The organism is Vibrio nitrifigilis, assembly GCF_015686695.1.
Taxonomy (GTDB): Bacteria; Pseudomonadota; Gammaproteobacteria; order Enterobacterales; family Vibrionaceae; genus Vibrio; species Vibrio nitrifigilis.
Genome location: NZ_JADPMR010000001.1, coordinates 1,208,232 through 1,230,742 on the forward strand (window position 1 = coordinate 1,208,232; position 22,511 = coordinate 1,230,742).

At 41.8% G+C, this 22,511-nt stretch carries 24 protein-coding genes; 16 read left to right on the forward strand and 8 right to left on the reverse strand.

The window, feature by feature from the left end; translation table 11 throughout:
- The first annotated feature begins 341 nt into the window (after positions 1-341).
- A complete protein-coding gene (locus I1A42_RS05420) occupies positions 342-1,118 on the forward strand; it encodes an ABC transporter substrate-binding protein (RefSeq protein WP_196122857.1) in 777 nt (258 codons plus the stop codon).
- A 164-nt stretch (positions 1,119-1,282) separates the two neighbouring features.
- Here I1A42_RS05420 and xthA read toward each other — a convergent pair whose 3' ends face one another.
- From xthA to dinG, 4 genes are all read right to left on the reverse strand, one after another.
- Positions 1,283-2,092 carry an exodeoxyribonuclease III gene (gene xthA / locus I1A42_RS05425; RefSeq protein ID WP_161154083.1) on the reverse strand — a complete coding sequence of 270 codons (810 nt, stop codon included), beginning with the start codon at positions 2,090-2,092 and terminating at the stop codon, positions 1,283-1,285.
- 108 nt (positions 2,093-2,200) lie between these two features.
- Complete coding sequence (rsmS, locus tag I1A42_RS05430; RefSeq protein ID WP_161154082.1) at positions 2,201-2,368, reverse strand: pleiotropic regulatory protein RsmS; 168 nt, start codon at positions 2,366-2,368, stop codon at positions 2,201-2,203.
- Positions 2,368-2,916: a primosomal replication protein gene (locus tag I1A42_RS05435; protein WP_196122858.1), complete on the reverse strand. Its 549-nt coding sequence runs from the start codon at positions 2,914-2,916 to the stop codon at positions 2,368-2,370. The genes rsmS and I1A42_RS05435 overlap by 1 nt, the downstream gene beginning before the upstream one ends.
- Before the next feature lie 18 nt (positions 2,917-2,934).
- Entirely contained in the window at positions 2,935-5,010 is a 2,076-nt protein-coding gene (gene dinG, locus I1A42_RS05440; protein ID WP_196122859.1) for an ATP-dependent DNA helicase DinG, read from the reverse strand.
- A 514-nt stretch (positions 5,011-5,524) separates the two neighbouring features.
- Between dinG and I1A42_RS05445 the strand changes: the two genes are divergently transcribed.
- Positions 5,525-6,577: a porin gene (locus I1A42_RS05445; RefSeq protein WP_196122860.1), complete on the forward strand. Its 1,053-nt coding sequence runs from the start codon at positions 5,525-5,527 to the stop codon at positions 6,575-6,577.
- A gap of 155 nt (positions 6,578-6,732) precedes the next feature.
- Positions 6,733-7,404, forward strand: a complete 672-nt coding sequence (locus tag I1A42_RS05450) for a DUF2057 family protein (RefSeq protein ID WP_196122861.1) — start codon at positions 6,733-6,735, stop codon at positions 7,402-7,404.
- Positions 7,405-7,472: 68 nt separating this feature from the next.
- Here the strand turns inward: I1A42_RS05450 and I1A42_RS05455 are convergent, their stop codons facing one another.
- The 4 genes from I1A42_RS05455 to I1A42_RS05470 form a co-directional block, all read right to left on the reverse strand.
- Positions 7,473-7,943: a YchJ family metal-binding protein gene (locus I1A42_RS05455; protein WP_196122862.1), complete on the reverse strand. Its 471-nt coding sequence runs from the start codon at positions 7,941-7,943 to the stop codon at positions 7,473-7,475.
- Positions 7,944-8,002: 59 nt separating this feature from the next.
- Positions 8,003-9,232, reverse strand: a complete 1,230-nt coding sequence (locus I1A42_RS05460) for an EAL and HDOD domain-containing protein (protein ID WP_196123776.1) — start codon at positions 9,230-9,232, stop codon at positions 8,003-8,005.
- A 109-nt stretch (positions 9,233-9,341) separates the two neighbouring features.
- Positions 9,342-10,067 carry a UDP-2,3-diacylglucosamine diphosphatase gene (gene lpxH / locus I1A42_RS05465; RefSeq protein ID WP_196122863.1) on the reverse strand — a complete coding sequence of 242 codons (726 nt, stop codon included), beginning with the start codon at positions 10,065-10,067 and terminating at the stop codon, positions 9,342-9,344.
- A 39-nt stretch (positions 10,068-10,106) separates the two neighbouring features.
- Complete coding sequence (locus I1A42_RS05470) at positions 10,107-10,601, reverse strand: peptidylprolyl isomerase (RefSeq protein ID WP_161154075.1); 495 nt, start codon at positions 10,599-10,601, stop codon at positions 10,107-10,109.
- A 146-nt stretch (positions 10,602-10,747) separates the two neighbouring features.
- Here I1A42_RS05470 and cysS point away from each other — a divergent pair, with 146 nt between their 5' ends.
- The 13 genes from cysS to tolB all read left to right on the forward strand — a co-directional run bounded on the left by cysS (position 10,748) and on the right by tolB (position 22,482).
- Positions 10,748-12,130, forward strand: coding sequence for a cysteine--tRNA ligase (cysS, locus tag I1A42_RS05475; RefSeq protein ID WP_196122864.1), 1,383 nt, complete (start codon positions 10,748-10,750; stop codon positions 12,128-12,130).
- Between the two features lie 187 nt (positions 12,131-12,317).
- The gene (gene ruvC, locus I1A42_RS05480) at positions 12,318-12,839 is read left to right on the forward strand and encodes a crossover junction endodeoxyribonuclease RuvC (RefSeq protein WP_161154073.1); all 522 of its coding nucleotides are present in this window, start codon (positions 12,318-12,320) and stop codon (positions 12,837-12,839) included.
- A 133-nt stretch (positions 12,840-12,972) separates the two neighbouring features.
- On the forward strand, positions 12,973-13,587 hold the full coding sequence (gene ruvA, locus I1A42_RS05485; protein WP_161154072.1) for a Holliday junction branch migration protein RuvA: 615 nt from the start codon (positions 12,973-12,975) through the stop codon (positions 13,585-13,587).
- Between the two features lie 96 nt (positions 13,588-13,683).
- Positions 13,684-14,691: a Holliday junction branch migration DNA helicase RuvB gene (ruvB, locus tag I1A42_RS05490; RefSeq protein ID WP_161154071.1), complete on the forward strand. Its 1,008-nt coding sequence runs from the start codon at positions 13,684-13,686 to the stop codon at positions 14,689-14,691.
- 513 nt (positions 14,692-15,204) lie between these two features.
- Positions 15,205-16,791, forward strand: coding sequence for a cytochrome ubiquinol oxidase subunit I (locus I1A42_RS05495; protein WP_161154070.1), 1,587 nt, complete (start codon positions 15,205-15,207; stop codon positions 16,789-16,791).
- 16 nt (positions 16,792-16,807) lie between these two features.
- A complete protein-coding gene (gene cydB / locus I1A42_RS05500; RefSeq protein WP_161154069.1) occupies positions 16,808-17,944 on the forward strand; it encodes a cytochrome d ubiquinol oxidase subunit II in 1,137 nt (378 codons plus the stop codon).
- 12 nt (positions 17,945-17,956) lie between these two features.
- Positions 17,957-18,064, forward strand: coding sequence for a cytochrome bd-I oxidase subunit CydX (gene cydX / locus I1A42_RS05505; protein ID WP_161154068.1), 108 nt, complete (start codon positions 17,957-17,959; stop codon positions 18,062-18,064).
- Positions 18,057-18,362 (forward strand): cyd operon protein YbgE, encoded by a 306-nt coding sequence (gene ybgE, locus I1A42_RS05510; RefSeq protein ID WP_196122865.1) that lies wholly within the window; start codon positions 18,057-18,059, stop codon positions 18,360-18,362. The genes cydX and ybgE overlap by 8 nt, the downstream gene beginning before the upstream one ends.
- Positions 18,363-18,542: 180 nt before the next feature.
- Positions 18,543-18,950, forward strand: a complete 408-nt coding sequence (ybgC, locus tag I1A42_RS05515) for a tol-pal system-associated acyl-CoA thioesterase (RefSeq protein ID WP_196122866.1) — start codon at positions 18,543-18,545, stop codon at positions 18,948-18,950.
- Entirely contained in the window at positions 18,940-19,623 is a 684-nt protein-coding gene (gene tolQ, locus I1A42_RS05520; RefSeq protein ID WP_196122867.1) for a protein TolQ, read from the forward strand. Before ybgC ends, tolQ begins: the two co-directional genes overlap by 11 nt.
- A 3-nt stretch (positions 19,624-19,626) precedes the next feature.
- Positions 19,627-20,073 (forward strand): protein TolR, encoded by a 447-nt coding sequence (gene tolR, locus I1A42_RS05525; protein ID WP_161154064.1) that lies wholly within the window; start codon positions 19,627-19,629, stop codon positions 20,071-20,073.
- Between the two features lie 14 nt (positions 20,074-20,087).
- Positions 20,088-21,116: a cell envelope integrity protein TolA gene (tolA, locus tag I1A42_RS05530; RefSeq protein WP_161154063.1), complete on the forward strand. Its 1,029-nt coding sequence runs from the start codon at positions 20,088-20,090 to the stop codon at positions 21,114-21,116.
- 13 nt (positions 21,117-21,129) lie between these two features.
- Positions 21,130-22,482: a Tol-Pal system beta propeller repeat protein TolB gene (gene tolB, locus I1A42_RS05535; protein ID WP_161154062.1), complete on the forward strand. Its 1,353-nt coding sequence runs from the start codon at positions 21,130-21,132 to the stop codon at positions 22,480-22,482.
- Positions 22,483-22,511: the final 29 nt, after the last annotated feature.

Below are 22,511 nucleotides of genomic sequence, written 5' to 3' on the forward strand. Positions count from 1 at the left end.
TCTATAGTGGTGATTCAGTTACTAAACTCATCATGAACTAGGTGGTGATGAGCGATACCTGAACGCTATCAAGGTGTAATATCAGAAGGTCATCAACGATCACAGGTTAACCTCAATTAGGGCAGAAATGGTTATTTCCTCATTTATTGCATATACAAAAGGCTGGTGATAGCTTTAATGCGTCGGGCTAATCCACTCGCTTAAAAGACTTTCTCTTATATTTATTAATGGTTGCAGTGATCGCTCAAAAATTAAATAACGCTATACCTGAATGACCTTTAGATACTGGGTTCAGAGCGTTATCCGAGCACGGGTCAAATAGCGATTAAGGGAGTATGAACATGAAAACATGGATAATTACGGCTGCTGTTCTGGCGACTGTTCTTGCTGGTAATACTCAAGCGAAAGAATGGACCACTGTTCGTTTCGGTATTGAAGGTGCTTATCCTCCCTTTAGTTGGACTGAGCCTGATGGATCACTGAAAGGATTTGATGTCGATATGGCCCATGCTCTGTGTAAACAGATGCAGGTCAAATGCAAAATTATCCGCCAAGATTGGGAGGGTATTATTCCCTCTTTATTAGCGCGAAAATACGATGCCATTATTGCTGCCATGTCGATTACTGATTATCGCCGTAAGCAAGTCGATTTTACTCATAAATATGCGCTCATTCCTAATAAGTTTATTGCGAAAAAAGGAACTCATATCGATTTCACTAAGGAAGGGTTGAAAGGGGTCAAAATTGGTGTGCAACGTGCCACAACACACGAGAAATACCTTTCCGACAATTATGGTGATTCTGTGGATATTGTGCGTTACGGATCATTTGACGAAGCGTACTTAGATCTTGCTAATGGGAGAATTGCTGCAGTATTAGGGGATGCTTCTGCTCTTGAAGAAGGTATGCTCAAAAAGCCTGGTGGCGATCAGTATCATTTTGTAGGTCCGACATTGACTGATCCTAAATGGTTTGGTGAGGGATTTGGTATTGCAGTACGTAAACAGGATAAAGATCTGACTCAACAACTTAACGTAGCCATCGATCAGGTCAGAGCGAGTGGCGTATATAAACAGATTGAAGCGAAATATTTTACTTATGATGTGTTTGGGAATTAGACGTTTTTATCCGTTGTGCTTTTATTAGTATTGTCGGGGCGGGTCTCAAACTCTCGAACATAGTTGCTAGGGAGGCTGAAAGCGCGTCACTGGTTTGGAGGATAAAAAGCCCGTTAGCATGGATAACAATTAAACGGGCTAGATTGACTAGGCGATAGCCATGTCTACTGTTGGAATACGGACCAGATAGGTGCGTGATCGGACGGTTTTTCTATACCGCGCAGCTCGTAATCGATGCCTGACTCTTGACAGATTGCTGCCAGTTTAGGTGTCGCCAAAATGACATCGATTCGTAACCCTCGGTTATCATCAAAACCTCGTGAACGATAGTCAAACCACGAATATTGATCGTTAACATCAGGATGAACTTGACGGAAGGTATCAACAAAACCCCAATCGATTAACGTTTGCAGCCACTCTCTTTCTTCAGGTTGGAATGAACATTTGCCTGTTTTCAACCAACGCTTGCGGTTCGGCTCACCAATGCCAATATCGGCATCGATAGGGCTGATATTGATATCACCCATAACGATGAGATTATCGTCACTTGTGTGATAATCATTTAGGTACTGCATCAAATCTTTGTAGAATTGACGTTTGTATGGGTATTTCGTCTCATGGTTAATGTTATCCCCTTGAGGGAAATAGCCGTTTAATACGGTTGTTTTTTCACCTTGTTCGTTTTCAAAGGTGGCCATGATCATACGTTTTTGGTGCTCTTCACTATCGGTAGGAAAACCGTAACGAACATCAACCGGTTCTTGTTTACATAACATGGCGACACCATAATGTGCCTTTTGACCATGGAAGTAGACTTTGTAACCCATAGCTTCAACGTCAGCAACAGGGAAGGCATCATTGTGTACTTTGATTTCTTGTAAGCCAATAACGTCGGGTTGATGTTTGTCGATAAGGGCTTGCAGTTGGTGAAGGCGAGCGCGTAAGCCATTGATATTAAAGCTAACAACTTTCATTATCTGTCCTTTGCTGGTTAACCTATCTTGTGAGATAGTCTTCTGTGACCCATATTACCATGTAGGCTGGATGCCTCAACCTTGTTTATCTACGGGTTATTAGCCAACTTATGTTGGGTTTGGCTCAGATTTCTTTTCTAGATCTTGCCTTACTATCTCTAGCGCAGCTAAAGCAACCTTTGGATCGACGTTATTGGTTTCTAGTAGATAAATTAGATCAACGGCTAATTTAATTTCGTCTGGCGCTTGCTCAAGTGATGGGGTTGATTGACTCATTACTGATTTCTCTCGCGATAAGTGATTTGATTTTCCAGTTTAGTTTTAGCGGTTTGACAGCGTTTTAACCGTTGCTCTACCGCTAGTAGCGCACTTTGAGCCATCTGTTTTTCATTAAAAGGCGCATTGTCCAGGGCATATTGTTTATCTTGAACCATGTCAGCAAGACGTCTTTCCCATTCTTGATGTTGTGCTAATTCTTGATAAAGCGTGCTAATCGGTTTGCGATAATAAGACGCGTGTTTGGGTTCATGGCTGCGCACGTTGGTGGTTGAAATTTCGCGCTGAATTGCGCTGATCTGTGCTAATAATCTTTCCGTTAAATATTCCGCTCGGCTTTGCGTGAGTCGCTTTGAGTCTTGTTCGCGAATTAAGCTTTCTAGTGTACTTTTCGTTTCTTGTACGCAGGGGGTGAGCAATTTTGCGTGACAATGAAAGAGTATATCATCGAATAATGGCAAGTGATGTTCGCCGCGTTGCCGATCTAAATTAGCAGCTTGAACGCTCAGAGTTTCTAACAATTGTCTAATGTGGCTAAAATCTTTCATAACTGGTTTCCCGAGTCATTAATATTCAATGTTGCGCTTAAACGGTGGAAGTGAATCAAGTAATTGTTTCCCATAACGTTTAGAGACAATACGTCGATCGAGTATCACTACACGTCCTGAATCGCGTTCTTTACGTAATAACCGCCCAACTGACTGTATCAGTTTTTTACTGGCTTCAGGAACGGTAATCTGCATAAACGGGTTGCCACCGCGATTTTGAATATATTCAGCATGTGCTTGTTCTACTGGTGATGTCGGAACTGCAAACGGAATTTTTGTGATCACCAAGTTTTCCAATAACTCACCAGGTAAGTCTAATCCCTCAGAAAAGCTTCCTGTGCCAAATAAAACACTAGTTTTTTGCTTTTTGATTAGATTTTTATGTTTTTTTAGAATTTCATTACGTGACTTTGTTCCTTGAAGTTGTAGCGTCCACCCCTTGCTTTTACAAATGGGTGTGATGTATTCAGCGACTTCTTTCATTTGCCAATAAGATGAAAAGAGCACCAGGTTGGCTTTATTGGGCTCGATAAAGTGTTCTAAGCGTTGCGACAAATACTGAGTAAATTGCGGTGCTGCTGGCTCATAATCCATTTTAGGAATCAGTAACTCTGCCTGCTGTTTATAGTCAAACGGTGAGGCAAGCGCTAAAAATTGAACACCGTCTTCTTCTTTTTCACTGATCCCAGCTTGGCGACAGAAATAATGAAAAGAGTTAAGTGCTCGCATCGTGGCTGATACCAAAACGGCGCCAATGCATCGGCTCCACAGTTGTTGGTCTAACTGCCAACCTATTTCAAGGGGAGCGACATTAACAATGAAGTCACGATCACGCTCCGGACTTACCTCTAACCAACGTGCTAAAGGTGCGGCTTTATCAGGTACTACCTCTGCCATTAAGGCCCAAACTTGCTGCAAGTTTTCCAAGCGTTGAATATAAAATCCGAGCTCTGTTAAAGCGGGTTCCGCGAGACGAGACGATAATTCCCCCTCTTTTACTCTTTCTGCGATTAAATCGGCAATTTTCGATACTGCTTGATTGGCTTTTTGACTGTCGCGTTTTAGTTCTTTCGCTTGTTCTTCTAACCAATCGGGGAGTTCACCGTTTTCAAAGCGAAACACGCCTTCTTCAAATCCCTCGATATTAAAGCGATTTGGTAATTGCGAGAGTGTTGGTATCAATTGCTGGAAGCTTTCTTGAGCTTGATTGCGAAAGCGAGATACACGTTTTTCGTCAGCCAAATTAGAAAATTTAGCCAATGACTGGTTAAGCTTCTCTAGCCAACTTGCCGCTCCCTTTAATGTTGCTGATGCAGAAGAGTGATCGCGAGCAACATGAGGTAAATGATGCGCTTCATCAAATACATAAATGGTGTTCTCTGGTTCTGGTAAAATGACACCGCCACCGAGGTTAGCATCAGACATGACTAGGCTATGGTTGGCAATAATGACATCATTTTTATCTAATTCCGCACGAGCTTTCTGAAAGGGGCAGTGACGGTGAGCTGCAAAACTATGATTACACGTGTGCTTATCACTAACGATCAATTGCCAGATAGCATCATCTATCGGGTCTGGCCAAGAGTCTCTATCGCCGTCCCAACGCTGCTGAGCTAATTCGTGATAGAGCTTTTGCAGTAACTCGATATCGGCTTGTTTGGGTTTGATTTCAAACATGGCCATTTGGCCACCATCAACTCCGGCAGCAGAGGCAAGCTTTTCTGCGCAGCAGTAACGTTGTCGTCCTTTGGCCACGATAAAAGAGAAATTTAAATCGGTAATGCGGCGAAAGAGTGGGAGATCTTTATTAAGAAGCTGTTCTTGAAGCGCAACCGTAGCTGTAGAAATGACCACTTTGCGATTATTAGCGATCGCAACTGGAATCGCCCCCATGAGGTAAGACAACGATTTACCAATCCCTGTACCCGCTTCAGCCACTAACATACGATTCGTTTTGTGGTAGCTACCACTCAAACTTTTGGCAATTTCAGCCACCAAATAGTTTTGTGCTCGGCGAGGTACAAAATTATCGAGTTGTGCTTGCAGGTTTTGATAGCTATTTCGTATGGATTTTTGAACGTTTGGGCTAAGCATAATGGCTCTCATCATCAAGACGGGCGGAGTCTACCACAGATCGTTACTTAACAAGTAGTTCGCTAAAACAACACTGTTTTAAATCAAATGTAGATCTCGTTCACAAAAAAAGATTGAACCTTCATGTAGTTAAAGGATTATTTACGATTCAAAAATATAAATCTCCATACGTGGTTAATTGGCTTTATAAAATTCTAAATATTGATACATTTTACCCTTATAAAGAGATAATTATCCGGTAATGCTAACCAATTGATAGTGATGAAAATTGATGTTTTTGTATGATTTTTAAGCGTTTTTTACATCGGTTTTTAATTAAGATTATGAAAAATAAGGATTTTTATGTTTTTTTAACTTGGCTTTTAGAGTATTTGACACTTAGAATTTTCTTTTGCAATCTTAGTTCCGAATTTAGTGGCGATGGTGAATAACCGTAGAGTTGTCAGCCATCATCAATAACAAAAAGGGAACCGGGCAAAGGATCTCCCGATTTAAGAAAAGGCAGTGGATTATTATGAAAAAGACTCTTTTAGCACTAGCAGTGCTTGCATCAGTAGCTGGGACTGCTAATGCAGCTGAGATTTTAAAAACAGATTCTGCATCAGTAGACTTCTACGGTCAATTGCGTGAAGAACTTAAACAAATCGACTACGATGATGGCGCAAAAAGTACTGACACTTCAACCACGTTGAAATCAGGTTCTTCTCGTGCTGGTGTTACAGCAGCATACGCGCTTACTGATGATCTTAAAGCTCTAGCATCAGTAGAGTTCGGTATCGGCCAATCTAACAGTGGCGACAACCGTAAACACTGGATCGGTATTTCTTCTGATAAATACGGTACTCTAACTCTAGGTAAACAAAGCATCATCACTGATGACGTTTGGGGTGTTGAAAACGACTGGATAGGTTACGGTTACAGTGTACTTCCAGAAGCATCTGGTTACGACATGAACTGGACTCAAAACGCTGAACTTCGCTACGACGTTGAAGGCGACGCTGGCTGGTTAAAAGTTGCTTACGGTTATGACAACGGTAACGAAGACCCAACTACTGCTGAATTGTACCTAGGTACTACAGTAGGTAGCTTCGACATCTACGGTGGTGTTGGTTACCAAGAAGACAAAACGTCTTCAACTTCTACTGCAAACAAAACGTTCACTGGCACAGATAACGCTACTTACACTGTTGCTACAACAACAACATCAGTTAGTGACACTGAACTTAAACACGGTATGTTGACTGTTAACTACAATGGCGACGGCTGGAACTTAGGTACTACTTACTGGCACGCAGAAGTTAAAGACAACGATGCTAACACTAAGTTGACTTCAGACTCTTACGTTGTTGCTGGTGCTTACAGCATCACTAAGAAAACTTCTTTATACGGTGGTTACGAATACATCAACGACTTCCAATCAGAAGGCAACACATACAATAACGTATACGGCGGTGTTTTATACCAATACGCAAGCTGGACTAAACTATACGCAGAAACTGGTTACACAGATTCAGACGTTACAAACAGCGACAGCTACTACGGTGTAGGTGTACGTGTATACTGGTAATCACTAGTATCATATTTAAAAGCTCGGCTATTGCCGGGCTTTTTTCTTTTTAAAAAATAGTTATCTTAACCAATAAGAATTTACTGTTTTTTCAAAAGAAATTGGTAGAATTAGAGTTGATCAAGTATTTAGTAACAACTTATAAAGGAATAAAAATGAGTAAGACGGCGTCATTGCTATTAGCATTATCTATTGGAATCCCATTCACGGCGATGGCCGATGTTACCCTGCAAATTCCAGAGGATGTTGATGTTTTAGCTATTAACTCTCATCAACCTGAAAAGTCTTCAGGCCTTTTTGGTTCTGATGAAGAAACGCTTAAAGATGGACTCAATCAAATTGTCTTCAAATATTCCCCGTCTTTTATGGTTGGTACAGATTTAAAACAGGCATACAGTGATGTGTATGTTGCAAAGCTAGATGCTAAAGATACTAAACTAAGCTTTAAACTACCTGATTATAAATCTATTAATGACGCTCGTGAACATATTGACAATATGCAATGGTCGTTAGTTGATAGCCAGGGTAATAATGTTGTTATTGCTCAGGACAAATTGAAAAAGAATGGTATTCAACTCGGTCGGGACTATGTGGCTGAAGTCAAAGAGTATAATTTGAATGGTGGCGTTGCAGCCATGAGCACGGTATTAGTGATTGCTAGCCAAACCCAACCTGTTACAAAAGCGTCATCTACATCAACAAAAGTGACTCAAGCTCCAGAAAGTAATATGAGTGTATCTAATCTCAATCAATTAAAAGCTTGGTACAAAAAGTCTTCACAGCAAGAACGAAAAGCTTTCCGCAAATGGATTATCGATCAAGAGTAATTGATGTCATTGTCATTCTCAGATAGTTAAAAAAACCAGCTTATAAGCTGGTTTTTTATTTCAAAGAGCTACTTACCACAACACTTTTTATATTTCTTGCCACTACCACAAGGGCAGGGATCGTTGCGTCCAATCTTTGTGCTTGGTTGGTGTTGAGGAAATTCACCATCTATGTAATACCAGAGCCCATGTTCTCGTACAAAGCGGGATTTTTCTTCTAAGCAATAAGTTTGGTTATGATCGGCAAAATGCGCTTTAAAATGGACAAAGCCTTCATCTTGGTTTGGGCTATTTTCGACTGACAGCACTTCTAGCTGGCGCCAATCACTATTGATTGATTCAGCAATGCTCTCACGTTGCTGTTCAGCGTCACATGATGAGTGGTAGGTATTAACAACGAAGTCGACTAAACCGAGTACGTGAGCACTATAGCGAGCGCGCATTAACTGTTCCGGTTTTTCGGCCTTAGCATGGTCGTTATGAATAGGTTCGCAGCACTGAGCGTAGGTTAGGCCAGAGCAACAATAGCATAGGGTCATAGTTGGAAGGTACTGTTTGGAAACAAAGAAACAAGTGTATTCATCAGGCTCTTAAAAGTCTATAGCTGCATATCCATCATGACATCAGCCCATTCAATCGCATCATCGTAACTTTTGATCACGTCTTTTTCTGATAGTTGAAGTACCTTAGATTGGCGAGCCACTACATCCCAATCAGCGAGTTCGTAGGACTGTACTAACGTTAGAATACTGCCCAATATGCCGGTTTTTTTTAGTAGTGCTTGTTTTAATGCTTCATCAATCGGTATTTGTTCGACGATGTTATCTAAGGGTTGATCGAGTAAGCTATCCAACAAAGAGAACATACCGGTTAGAAAGGCCGCTCCATCTTCTAAATCGAAGTTGTTAGACTTTACTCTAGCTCGTTGCCAAAGTAGCTCACAAAAGCGGGCTCGTTGTATGGATAAAGTGTACAGCGCGTTAGGTTTGTCGTCTTGAGTGGATGCAATAGCAACAATAGAGACAAAGCGGCGTAACTTTTGTTCGCCTAGATAGACTAACGCTTGTTTAAAATTTTGAATTTTGGAACTCACCGAAGCCGATGCATTCACGAACGACAACAGTTTAAATGAGACAGATAAGTCTTTCGTAATAATCTCTTCTAGTTTTTTGTAGTCAAGGTTCTCTTTAGAAATCTCTTTACATAATTGAACTAAAGTGAGGAAAGTAGGGTTTAAAGATTTACGTTGTAAGACTTCGGGCTGACTAAAAAAATAGCCTTGGAATAAGGTAAAGCCTGCCGCTTTTGCTTGCTGAAATTCGTCATAGGTTTCTACTTTTTCCGCCAAAAACTCAATATCATACCCTTTAACTCGATCCATAAAGATTTTTGCTTTGGCGATAGATATTGCGCGTAAATCAAACTTGATAACGGAAATATACGGGATAAAAGGCTTCCAAGCCTGATTAGGAATAAAGTCATCCAGTGCGATTTTATAGCCTTGCTTACGCATATGCTTGATTGCACTCAATAACTCATCCGAAGGTTCACAGGTTTCCAGTACTTCTATAACTAAACTATGTGAAGGAAAGAGTGTTGGAATCAGATTGATTAAACTTTGGTAAGGAAAGTTAACGAAACCAAAATTTTCGCCTAACGTTTGGTAATGATTCGATAAGAAGTGGTCAGATAAGAGCCTGCTCGTCGCTGTCTCTGGGTCAATATCAGGGAAGCTATTATTAGGCCCATCACGAAACAATAGCTCGTAACCGACAGTGCATTTATTTTGGTCGAGTATCGGCTGACGAGCAATATAAGAATATTTGATTATCTTTTGGCTATCGCCCATAGAATTCTGTCTAGCTCCGCGCACACAAATTTACAGTATTGTATAAGCGTATTCTATTTCCAGTGAGTGTGGACGAAAAAAGTGGTGTTTAGTGAAAAAACTCACGTTGTTCCAATTGAAAGTCATTGTGTTTAACGATTAAAACAGAGCCCTGTTCAAACCAATCTCCCAACACAATACGCGTTTGACTCGAATCTGTATTTTGATGAATATTAGGGCGATGGGTATGACCGTGAATCATTAAATCTACCTGATGTCGATGCATAACATTCACCACTTCTGAGGGCGTGACGTCCATAATATCCATGGATTTGTGTTGTTTGTCTTGGCGGATATCAGATTGAATACGAGCAACCAGCTTTCGTCTAACAAACATAGGTAAACATTTAAACAATCGCTGTAACCATGGTTGATGAACTTTGGCGCGAAATTCGAGATAACGTTCATCTTGTGTGCACAATGTATCACCATGGAGAACCACGGCTCTACGGCCATAGAGATCAACGACATGTTCGTCTGGTAATAACGTAATTCCCGTTTGTTTGGCAAACCGTTTACCAATGAGAAAATCCCTATTTCCACAGGTAAAATAGCAAGGAATGCCTTGATCCGTTAGGTGTTTAAATGCCTGTTTAATCTGTCTGGCAAATGGGCTATCGTCGTCGTCACCAATCCAAAAGTCGAATAAATCACCCAATACATATAATGCATCACACTCTACTGCCTCATTCTGCATAAAGCGCATGAAACAATCAGTAATATCTGGTCGGGTCGGGGTAAGGTGAAGATCGGAAATAAAAAGTGTCTTTTGCATAAATAAAGGAGCTGAGCACTAAAGTGCTCAGCTTTTTGATTACTCTTCGATGGTAGTACCAGTAATAACCACATCTTCTAGTGGTACGTCTTGGTGCATACCGTATGAACCCGTGCTAACCCCTTTAATCTGGTTAACAACGTCCATACCTTCTACTACTTCACCAAATACGCAGTAACCCCAACCGTCTAGGCTTTCTGAACGGAAGTCTAGGAAAGTGTTGTCGTTCACGTTGATGAAGAACTGTGAGCTTGCTGAATGTGGTTCCATTGTACGAGCCATTGCTAGCGTACCCACTTTATTGCTCAGACCATTATTAGCTTCGTTACGGATTGGTGCACGACTGGTTTTTTCTTTTAAACCAGAAGTCATGCCGCCACCTTGAACCATGAAGCCATCGATAACACGGTGGAAAAGAGTGTTGTCGTAGAAACCATCGCGGCAGTATTGTAGGAAGTTGGCACTTGTTTCTGGTGCTTTTTCTTCATTAAGTTGGATTTTGATGTCACCAAAATTAGTATGAAGGGTGATCATGAGCATTACCTTTGCTTTGTTTTGTATGAAATAGCAATTCTAGCCTAACTTTTTGTTCATTCAAAACATCAAATGGATGACCTAAGCATAATAGAGTTGTTATACTGTTACACCATTTCGTTTTATAGACAAATTAGATAGAGATCATGTTGAAGATATATAACACACTGACAAGACAGAAAGAGGAATTTAAACCCATCGTTGCTGGCAAAGTTGGCATGTATGTCTGTGGAGTCACCATCTATGATCTCTGTCACATCGGACATGGGCGAACTTTTGTTTCATTTGATGTTGTGTCGCGCTACCTGCGCTACTCAGGCTACGATTTAACATTTGTACGCAACATTACCGATATCGATGATAAGATCATTAAACGTGCAGCAGAAAATGGCGAGTCATGCGAATCATTGACTGAACGTTTGGTGCAAGAAATGTACAACGATTTCGATGCATTGAATATTCGTCGTCCAGACGTTGAGCCACGTGCAACGAAATTTATCCCGCAAATCATCGAACTCGTTCAAACATTGATCAATAAAGGCTACGCTTACGTTGCTGATAATGGCGATGTGATGTTTGAAGTATCAAAGTTTGATGAGTACGGACGTCTTTCCCGTCAAGATCTAGACCAACTACAAGCAGGTGCTCGTGTTGATATTGAATCGGCAAAACGCAGCCCACTGGATTTTGTGGTTTGGAAAATGTCGAAGCCAGGTGAGCCTGAATGGGATTCGCCATGGGGTAAAGGTCGACCAGGTTGGCATATTGAATGTTCAGCGATGAACTCTTCCATTTTGGGTGATCATTTTGATATTCATGGTGGCGGGTCTGATTTGCAATTCCCACACCATGAAAACGAAATTGCTCAATCTTGCTGTGCTCACGATAGCCAATACGTGAATACTTGGATGCACAGCGGTATGGTCATGGTTGATCGCGAGAAAATGTCAAAATCTCTCGGTAACTTCTTTACTATCCGTGATGTTCTAGAGCATTACGATGCTGAAACTGTCCGCTATTTCTTAATGTCAGGCCACTATCGTAGCCAACTTAATTACAGTGAAGAAAACCTAAAGCAGGCTCGTGCATCACTTGAACGCTTATACACGGCTTTACGTGGGCTAGATTTAACAGTAGCACCTGCTGATAATCATGATTACAAAGCGCGTTTCAATACAGCAATGGATGATGATTTCAATACGCCAGAGGCTTACTCAGTATTGTTCGATATGGCACGTGATATCAACCGTTTGAAAGGTGAAGATCAGGAGCAAGCTAATTCGTTAGGTGCATTGATGCGTGAACTAGCTGACGTGATTGGTATTCTTTACCAAGATCCTGAACAATTTTTACAGGGTGAATTAGGTGATGACGACGAAGCCGCGGAAATTGAAGCACTCATCAAATTACGTAATGATTCGCGTGCTGCTAAAGATTGGGCAAATGCTGACATGGCGCGTGACAAACTCAATGAAATGGGGGTTATTTTAGAAGATGGCCCTGAAGGCACGACTTGGCGTCGTAAATAACGGTTTTTAATGTATAGCCAAAAAAATATCAATGAGTTGAAACATCATAAGAAAGTGGACTTCGGTCCACTTTCTTTGCTTTATATGTTGCTCTATGAACATAATGCTTCGTTTAGTGATCTAAGATCCTATAGAAGAGGACAGTCTACAAAATTGGTTGAAACAATAAAGTAAGGTATCTATCTCAATGGCCATTATCCTAGGAATCGACCCTGGTTCGCGTATTACAGGTTACGGTGTAATCCGTCAACAAGGTCGTCATTTGCAGTACTTAGGCAGTGGTTGCATCCGTACATCGGAGAAAGAATTACCGCCTCGTTTAAAACAAATCTACGCGGGGGTTTCGGAAATTATCACTCAATTTCAGCCCGATGTGTTTGCCATCGAGCAGGTATTTATGGCTAAAAATGCTGATTCAGCTTTAAAGCTAGGTCAGGCTCGTGGCAGTGCTATCGTCGCTGCAGTCAACGCAGATTTACCCGTGTTTGAATACGCAGCTCGTTTAATTAAACAGGCTGTAGTAGGAACCGGTGGTGCAGATAAAGCGCAAGTACAGCATATGGTTCAACAAATGCTTAAGTTACCTGCCCGCCCGCAGGCCGATGCGGCTGATGCTTTAGGTGTTGCTATTTGCCATGCCAATACCAATAAAACGTTAATTGCTATGGCAGGTAAGGCGACGAGTGCGCGTCGTGGACGATATCGTTAAACCTTTATCCTCTAGGTAATCTCTTTAAAGTGACGGTTTGGCTCACACCTTCAGCGATTTATCTTTTACTGGCTATCCATCCAGTTATTGATTATCATCTTTTTCATGTTTCATGATCAAAAAGGTATCGCCCGTGATTGGACGTTTACGCGGCACATTAATTGAAAAACAACCACCACAAGTATTAGTTGATATTGGTGGCATTGGCTACGAAGTACAAATGCCGATGAGTTGCTTCTATGAACTACCCAATGTCGGTGAAGAAGCCATCATTTATACTCACTTCGTTGTACGTGAAGATGCACAGTTGTTATACGGGTTCAATACCGTTGGTGAACGTGCTTTATTCCGCGAAGTGATTAAAGCCAATGGCGTCGGTCCTAAGATGGGATTAGGCATTTTATCGGGTATGACAGCTAACCAGTTTGTGTCATGTGTAGAACGTGAAGATATTTCAACACTAGTTAAGCTACCAGGCGTTGGTAAGAAGACTGCTGAACGCTTGGTCGTTGAAATGAAAGATCGCCTTAAAGGGTGGGGGACAGGTGATCTGCTCACTCCAGCAACCGATGCGGCACCGGTAGATACAGTAACAGGTGTTGATCAAAGTGCTGAAGAAGAGGCTGTGAGCGCATTACTGGCTTTAGGCTATAAACCGACTCAAGCGTCTAAAGTGGTATCACAAATCGCCAAGCCAGGTATGAGTAGCGAGCAACTGATCAGAGATGCTCTAAAATCTATGGTGTAGCCCCTAATCAATGACAATCTTTGTTATTGGATAGGGTAATTCATTATTTTCCCGATAAGAAAATGGTCGGGAGTTAGTCAATTAGGAATGTCTTCAATGATTGAAGCTGATCGTCTTATTGCCGCCGAAAGTCCGTCATTTAGAGAAGAAGAGCTGATTGATCGCGCTATTCGTCCTAAAAAGCTTGAAGATTATCGTGGTCAAGATCACGTGCGCGATCAAATGGAAATCTTTATTCAAGCGGCGCAAAAGCGCAGTGAAGCACTTGATCACTTACTTATTTTTGGGCCACCAGGGCTCGGTAAAACGACATTAGCGAATATTGTCGCCAATGAAATGGAAGTGAATATTCGAACTACTTCGGGGCCGGTGTTGGAAAAAGCTGGCGATTTGGCTGCGCTGCTCACTAACCTAGAAGAAAATGATGTTCTTTTTATTGATGAAATTCACCGCCTCAGCCCAGTAGTAGAGGAAGTGCTTTATCCTGCAATGGAAGACTACCAACTTGATATCATGATTGGAGAGGGCCCTGCTGCTCGATCCATAAAAATCGACCTCCCACCTTTTACATTAATTGGTGCGACTACCCGAGCGGGTTCATTAACATCCCCGCTACGAGATCGATTTGGAATTGTGCAACGACTTGAGTATTATAATGTGCCTGATTTACAGCATATTGTGCAAAGAAGTGCAGAATGCTTAGGGTTATCAATGGCAGAGGACGGTGCATTAGAAGTGGCTCGTCGAGCTCGAGGTACACCTCGTATTGCCAACCGCTTGTTAAGACGTGTTCGAGATTATGCGGAAGTAAAAAGTGATGGTCATATCAGTGCTGATATCGCAGATAAAGCTCTCAACATGTTAGATGTTGACCACCAAGGATTTGATTACATGGATCGCAAGCTACTGCTCGCCATCATGGAAAAATTTGGTGGTGGACCGGTTGGGCTTGATAACTTAGCCGCTGCAATAGGGGAAGAAAAAGACACGATTGAAGATGTGTTAGAGCCTTTCCTTATTCAACAAGGTTTTTTGCAACGAACTCCTAGAGGACGAATAGCAACCGATCGTTCGTACCTTCACTTTGGTATTGATAAAGCCTAACAGTGCCATTTATATGAAATATTGACTCATTTATACTATGTGTGAATGAGTCAACTCAGTAACAAAAATTAGCATCTGTTTATATTTGTTCATTTAGTGTGACTTGTATCACGTTTTTTACAATCTGTTTTTATATCTCTAGTTAACGATATTTTTCACTATGTTAACTGTTTGTGTATCACATCGCTATTAATTCCCCATATTTCACTAAACTGTAACATTGAAAAGTTGATTTCATTGATTTGAATCATTTTGTTCGTTTCTTACCTATCGCTGCCTGAATACTATTGATTTAAATCAATACGGAAAGATTCTATAAACCTTTTGAAACAATCTTCGTTTGGCAGTACTATTAGCCGCAGCTATATTAGCTAGCGCTTAACAATTAACTAACCACAACGGCACATGTTTACAACAAAAATCACTTTTTTATAACATTTATTAGGGTGTTGTAACAAAGTGAGTGGAGTAAGTGTGCTCAACGTGTCTTTCAGCCGACACAAAGGAGTTACTATGATTGACGTAGTTGATCTGTCGCGATTGCAGTTTGCATTAACAGCGATGTATCACTTCTTATTCGTACCTCTGACTCTAGGCATGACGTTCCTGCTTGCCATCATGGAGTCTTTGTACGTAATGACCGATAAACCTATCTATAAGGACATGGTAAAGTTCTGGGGTAAATTATTCGGTATTAACTTTGCCCTAGGTGTTTCTACCGGTTTAACCATGGAATTTGAATTTGGTACTAACTGGTCTTACTACTCTCACTATGTAGGTGATATCTTCGGTGCCCCGCTTGCGGTAGAAGCTTTAGTGGCCTTCTTCCTTGAGTCTACCTTTGTAGGTCTATTCTTCTTCGGGTGGGATCGACTATCTAAACGTCAACACTTAGTGGCGACTTGGTTAACCGCAATCGGTTCTAACTTCTCGGCACTTTGGATTCTTGTTGCAAACGGCTGGATGCAAAACCCAGTTGGCGCAGAATTCAACTATGAAAGTATGCGTATGGAAATGGTGAGCTTTGCCGAAGTGGTACTAAACCCAGTTGCTCAGGTGAAATTTGTTCACACTGTAGCAGCAGGTTACTGTACTGGTTCGATGTTCATTCTTGGTATCAGTGCATACTACCTATTGAAAGGCCGTGACATTGCATTCGCGCGTCGTTCATTTGCCGTTGCTGCTTCATTCGGTATTTGTGCAGTCGTTTCTGTAATGATGCTGGGTGATGAATCCGGTTACGAAATGGGTGCGGTACAGAAAACCAAACTTGCTGCGATCGAAGGTGAATGGGAAACCCAACCAGCACCAGCCGCGTGGACTCTGTTAGGTTTACCAAGTAATGAAGATGAAGAAACGCACTATGCCGTGCAAATTCCTTGGGCGCTAGGTATCATCGCAACTCGTTCTATTGATGAACAAGTTCCTGGCCTTCGTGATCTTCGCGCTCAACACGTTGATCGCATCCGTAATGGTATGTACGCCTACGAACTTCTAGAAAAACTACGTTCTGGTACAAGTACTCCAGAAGATAAAGTAGATTTCGAAAAAGTGAAAGGTGACTTGGGCTATGGTCTGCTTCTTAAACGTTACACAAACAACGTAACAGATGCGACTGAAGCACAGATCCAAAAAGCAGCGGATGATTCAATTCCTGAAGTTTGGCCGCTATTCTACTCATTCCGTATCATGGTTGCATGTGGTGTGGCAATGTTCTTAATCTTTGGCTTGTCATTTATTCAAACTTGCCGTAACAAGATTCAACAACACCCACTACTACTTAAAGCTGCACTTATTGGTATTCCACTACCATGGATTGCAGTTGAAACAGGTTGGTTCGTTGCAGAATATGGTCGTCAACCATGGGCTGTAGGTGAAATCTTACCGACTAACGTAGCTGCTTCAGCATTGAGTATGGGTAATCTAATTACATCGTTAATCATTATCTTAGCGTTGTACACCATCTTCCTAGTGGTAGAGGTTTATCTAATGGTTAAATTTGGTCGTAAAGGTCCAAGTAGCCTACATACTGGTCGCTACCATTTCGAACAAAACGGTAACTCTGTTGAAGACAAAGTTAGCCGCCAAGTAGAAGCTTAAGCGAGGAGACACGATAATGTTTGATTACGAAGTCCTACGATTTATCTGGTGGGTACTGATCGGCGTACTATTTGTTGGTTACGCGGTCGCAGAAGGTTTCGACATGGGTGTTGGTGCGTTAGTTCCATTTATTGGTAAAACGAACACTGAACGCCGTATGATGATTAACACCATTGCTCCTCACTGGGATGGTAACCAAGTTTGGCTTATCACTGCTGGTGGTGCGCTGTTTGCTGCATGGCCAATGGTCTATGCATCATCATTCTCTGGTTTCTACATCGGTATGATTTTGGTGCTAGCTTCTTTATGGCTACGTCCACTATGTCTTGAATACCGTATCAAAATTGATGATCCAAGATGGCGTAACGCAATGGACATCGGTTTGGCAATTAACGGTATCGTTATTCCACTGATTATCGGTGTTGCATTTGGTAACCTTCTACAAGGTGTACCTCTAAGCGTAAACGAATTCTTACAAGTTCGTTACGAAGGTGGTTTCTTTGGGCTACTTAACCCATTTGGTATCGTGTCTGGCCTAGTTTGTGTCATCATGGTTCAAATGCAAGGTTCTGCATGGCTACAAATGAAAGCATCAGAAGAAGTCTATGACCGTGCGCGTTCTGTAACGCAAATCACTGGTGTTATCGTTGCTGTACTGATGGTAATTGCAGGTATCTGGGTTCAAAACATTGACGGATTTGTTGTAAAAAGTGTTATTGATGGCCACGCTTCATCTAACCCACTGAACAAAGAAGTGGTTCGTGAAACGGGTGCTTGGATGTACAACTTCGGCAAATACCCAGCAATGTGGATTGCTCCAGTACTTGCTGTTGTAATGCCGCTTCTTGCTGCACTGTTCTCTCGTGCGAAAAAAGGTGGTTTTGCATTCGTATCTTCTAGCTTAGGTTTGGCTGGTATCGTTCTTACTGCAGGCTTTGCTATGTTCCCATTCATCATGCCTTCAAGCGTAAATCCAAACGTTAGCTTGACCATGTGGGACGCAACTTCAAGCCAATTGACTCTGACTGTAATGACATGTGTTGCGGCTGTGTTCGTGCCGATTATTCTGTGCTACACAGCATTTTGTTACTACAAAATGTACGGTCGTCTTACTAAAGAACATGTTGAAAATCCAAACAACGCAGGCTACTAAGGAGCATTTACTATGTGGTATTTCGTATGGGTTCTAGGCCTACTACTTGCTTGTTCATTCGGTATTATCAACGCGCTTTGGTTAGAGCACCGCGATCAAATGGACAAAGACAGTGAATAATTGGTCTGATACCGTTGCTAAATTGCATCAGCCACTCGATAAGGCTCTATTTAGAGCCTTATCACTGGTCCTTGCTTTTTATCACTTGGCTATGGTCATGTGGGATTCAAAAGCATATTCAGAGAGTATCGGTGGTTTTAACCCCGTCATAGCCCCTCTGATGATTTGGTCATTATGTGCCAGTATGGTTTTCGGTATTGGTTTTAAACCAAAGCATTGGATTTGGCAGGTGGTATTCAGTCCATATTTTTCACTGATTATTCTTTTATATCTAACGTTTGTTAGGTTAGCTGGATAACTGTCATCTTTCTGAAATAGAGTGATGATGAAATAACCAAGATAGCGCTGTCTCTTTGAGGCAGCGCTAATTTTTTATCAGGAGAAAGTGAAAAGTACCTTCTTCCCTTGTACTACAGGGCAGTAGATGCGTTATAGTAATCAGTCAGTTGTAATAATTTAGGGTTGGTATGCCAAAACTATGAAGACTTTTGAATGGCCTGTTACGGTCTATTACGAAGATACCGACGCCGGTGGTGTGGTCTATCACTCCAATTATCTGAAATTTTTCGAACGTGCACGTACTGAAATGTTGCGCCAGATAGGCATCAATCAACAATCACTTTTGAAACAACATATAGGATTTGTTGTCCGACATGTGGATATTGATTTTTTGAAGGGCGCTCGTCTTGACGAGCAATTGACAGTAAAGAGTTGTGTTTCGCAACTTAAAAAAGCTTCGCTAACATTCTGTCAAGAGCTGGTCAATCCTAAAGGCGACCTATTGTGTAAAGCAATAGTTAAGGTAGCATGTATTAACAATCAGAACATGAGGCCGATTGCTATGCCTCAATCAATGAGTATGGAGTTTACCTCTAGTGAGTGCTGATATTTCAATTCTAGATCTATTCTTACAAGCCAGTTTCCTCGTTAAATTGGTCATGTTGTTGTTATTAGGCATGTCAATTTTGTCATGGACGATGATATTTCAACGCAGTAAAACACTAACCAAAGCACAAAAAAGTGCAGAAGCATTCGAAGACAAGTTTTGGTCAGGTAAAGACCTGTCGGTCCTGTACCAAGACAGTAAAAAACGCAAAGATGAACTTTTCGGCACCGAAGAGATCTTTTACTGCGGATTTACTGAGTTTGCACGTTTACATAAATCTAATGCTGCTTCGCCAGATTTCATTATGGAAGGTACCAGCCGGGCAATGCGTGTAGCGGTGGGCCGTGAAGTAGAAGAGTTAGAAACAAGTCTGCCATTTTTAGCGACCGTTGGTTCGATTAGTCCATATATCGGTCTGTTCGGTACCGTGTGGGGTATTATGCATGCCTTTATCGCACTTGGCCAAGTCAAACAAGCAACACTGGCGATGGTCGCTCCCGGTATCGCAGAGGCGTTAGTTGCCACTGCTATGGGCTTATTTGCCGCTATACCTGCTGTTATCGCGTTTAACCGTTTAACTAACCGTGTCAGTAAACTAGAACATGGTTACGCAACATTTTCCGAAGAGTTTCATAGCATCTTACATCGTCAAGCAATGGCTGGTAGGGAATAATTTATGGCAGGTTATCAACCGAAAAAACGGAAGATGACAGCTGAAATCAACGTCGTTCCTTATATCGATGTCATGTTGGTTTTGTTGATTATCTTCATGGTGACATCACCTTTCGTGACTCAAGGGGTAGATGTTGACTTACCGAAAACCACCACCGCAAAACCTGCTTCTGAATTAGCTGGCGATAGCTCGAGTTTTATTATTGTTGAAATCAATAAAGAAGGTGGGTTGGGTATTAGCGTCAATAACGAAGAAATGCAACGTGGAGTTTCGTTGCAAGACATCGTGGTTCGCATTAAAGCTGAACGCCAAATTAATCCCAATACCCCCGTCGCCGTCGGTGGAGATAAAGCGACACCTTATGCCAACATTGTGATGGTTTTGGACCAGTTAAGTAAAGCTGGTATTCCTAAGGTGGGATTATTAACTGATATCAAAGACAACGAATAGGCTTGTGACTGTTCATGAAAGCGAAGAAACCGAACAAGAGCAATTTTAAAAAGCCTTTGGTGATATCTGTTGTTCTACATGTCATTTTGATTGCAGCCTTAATTTGGGGTTCTGATTTTAATATGGAAAAGCCGAAACCGTCTGGAAAAATGGTTGAAGCTGTGGTCATAGACCCCAATGTAATCAAACAACAAGCTCAGAAAATACGTAATGAACGTCAAGCTGCAGCTAAAAAAGAACAACAACGTTTGGATAAGCTGCGTCGCGAAAGCGAGCAGCTAGAGAAAAACCGCCAGGCTGAAGAAGAAAGGATACGTAAGCTCAAGGAACAGCAAGTGAAAGAGGCGAAGGCCGCTCGCGAAGCTGAAAAAGCGCGTCAACAGAAGGAGCAAGAACAAAAAGCCGCCGCAGAAAAAGCGCGTCAAGAGCAAGAGCGTGCTGCTAAAGCCGAAGCGCAACGAAAAGCGCAAGAAGCAGCAGCGAAAAAGGCAGAGCAGCAGCGTATAGAACGCCAAAAAGCTGCAAAAGAGGCCGCAGCTCAAGCCCAACGTGAAAAAGAAGCTGCGGAAAAAGCGAAAGCAGAACGACTCGCTCGGGAAAAGGCAGCAAAAGAAGCAGCGGCGAAAGCAGCTGCTGAAAAAGAACGTTTACGTAAGTTGAAAGAGCAAAGCCAACAGCAACAGAAAGCGCTGGATGATATTTTTAAAGGCTTAGAATCAGAATCAACAGAAAACAATTCAGCAAAGGCAAAGCACGTAGCCAGTGAATCAGAACGATGGGGGGCTATCTATACACAGCTGATCCAACAAAACTTAATCTTGGATGATAGTTTTAGAGGAAAGGAGTGTAAGGTGAACCTCAAATTGATACCGACGGGCACTGGCGCGATTGTTGGAAGTTTAAGCGTCGCGGGTGGGGATTCGCGTTTATGTCGAGCTACGAAAGCAGCAGTGGCAAAAATCGGGACATTCCCTTTACCTAAAAATGACGCAGCCGTCGTAGAAAAATTGAAAAATATCAACCTAACCGTTGCACCTGAGTAAAAAGGAAATGCTTGTGTTAAAGCGATTACTTCTAGGATGCTTACTCGTTATTGTAAGTAGTGTACAAATGGCCAATGCGGCTCTGGATCTTGTTATTACCGATGGTATTAACGCCGCTCGTCCAATCGCCATTATCCCTTTTAAATGGGAAGGTAAAACACCTTTACCTCAAGATGTCTCATCAGTCGTGGCATCTGATTTAATGCGAAGTGGTAAGTTTAGTCCGATTGCGACGGATAAAATGCCACAAACGCCATATAAAGATGAGGACATCAATTATCAAGCATGGACAAAGCTCGGTGTCGATTCGTTATTAACGGGAACGATCAAACAAGATTCTAACGGCCATTATGTCATTCATTATAAGTTGATTGATGTTGTGCGCGGCCAGTTAACTCATGGTCAAAGCAAAGCGTTAAGTAAAGATGGTCAATTAATCGTTTCAAAAGACCATATTTTACTTAATAAAATTGCGACAGTACCTGCGCAACGTTTACGTGAATATGCACACCGTATTTCTGACTTAGTCTATGAAAAATTAACGGGTGAAAAAGGCGCGTTTCTAACACGTATTGCTTACGTGGTTGTTAATAATAAAGAAGCTTACCCATATCAGTTACGCGTAGCTGACTATGACGGTTACAACGAACGATTAGTATTACGTTCTAAACAGCCATTGATGTCACCATCTTGGTCTCCTGATGGCAAAACATTAGCTTATGTCAGCTTCCAAAATGGCCGTGCTGAAATATATATGATGAATATTTACACGGGTAAACGTGAAAAAGTGACCTCTTACCCTCGTCATAATGGTGCGCCTGAATTCTCACCAGATGGTAAAAAGTTAGCTTTAGTGTTATCTAAAACAGGCACGCTACAGGTTTACACATTAGACTTACAAAGTCGTAAATTGACACAGGTAACGCATGATCGAGCTAACAATACCGAACCATTTTGGCTGCCTGATGGAAAATCGCTCATATTTACTTCTGATCGGGGTGGTAAACCACAGATTTATCAAGTAAATTTAAGTGATGGTTCGACCAAACGCCTCACATGGCAAGGTAGTCAAAACTTGGGTGGTCAGATTACGCCTGATGGACGTTACCTTGTAATGGTTAATCACAATAACCGAGGCTATCACTTGGCGAAGCAAGATTTGGAAACGGGAGCGGTGCAAATTCTGACGAAGACTTTGCTTGATGAGTCTCCAAGTATTGCGCCTAATGGTGCTATGGTTATTTACAGTTCTATCTACCAAGGTAAAAACGTTTTATCGATGGTTTCGATAGACGGTAGATTTAAAGCGAGACTGCCAGCAACTAATGGGCGCGTAAGAGCTCCAGCTTGGTCACCGTTTTTATAAGCACAAACTTTTCAATAGTAAGGAAAAAT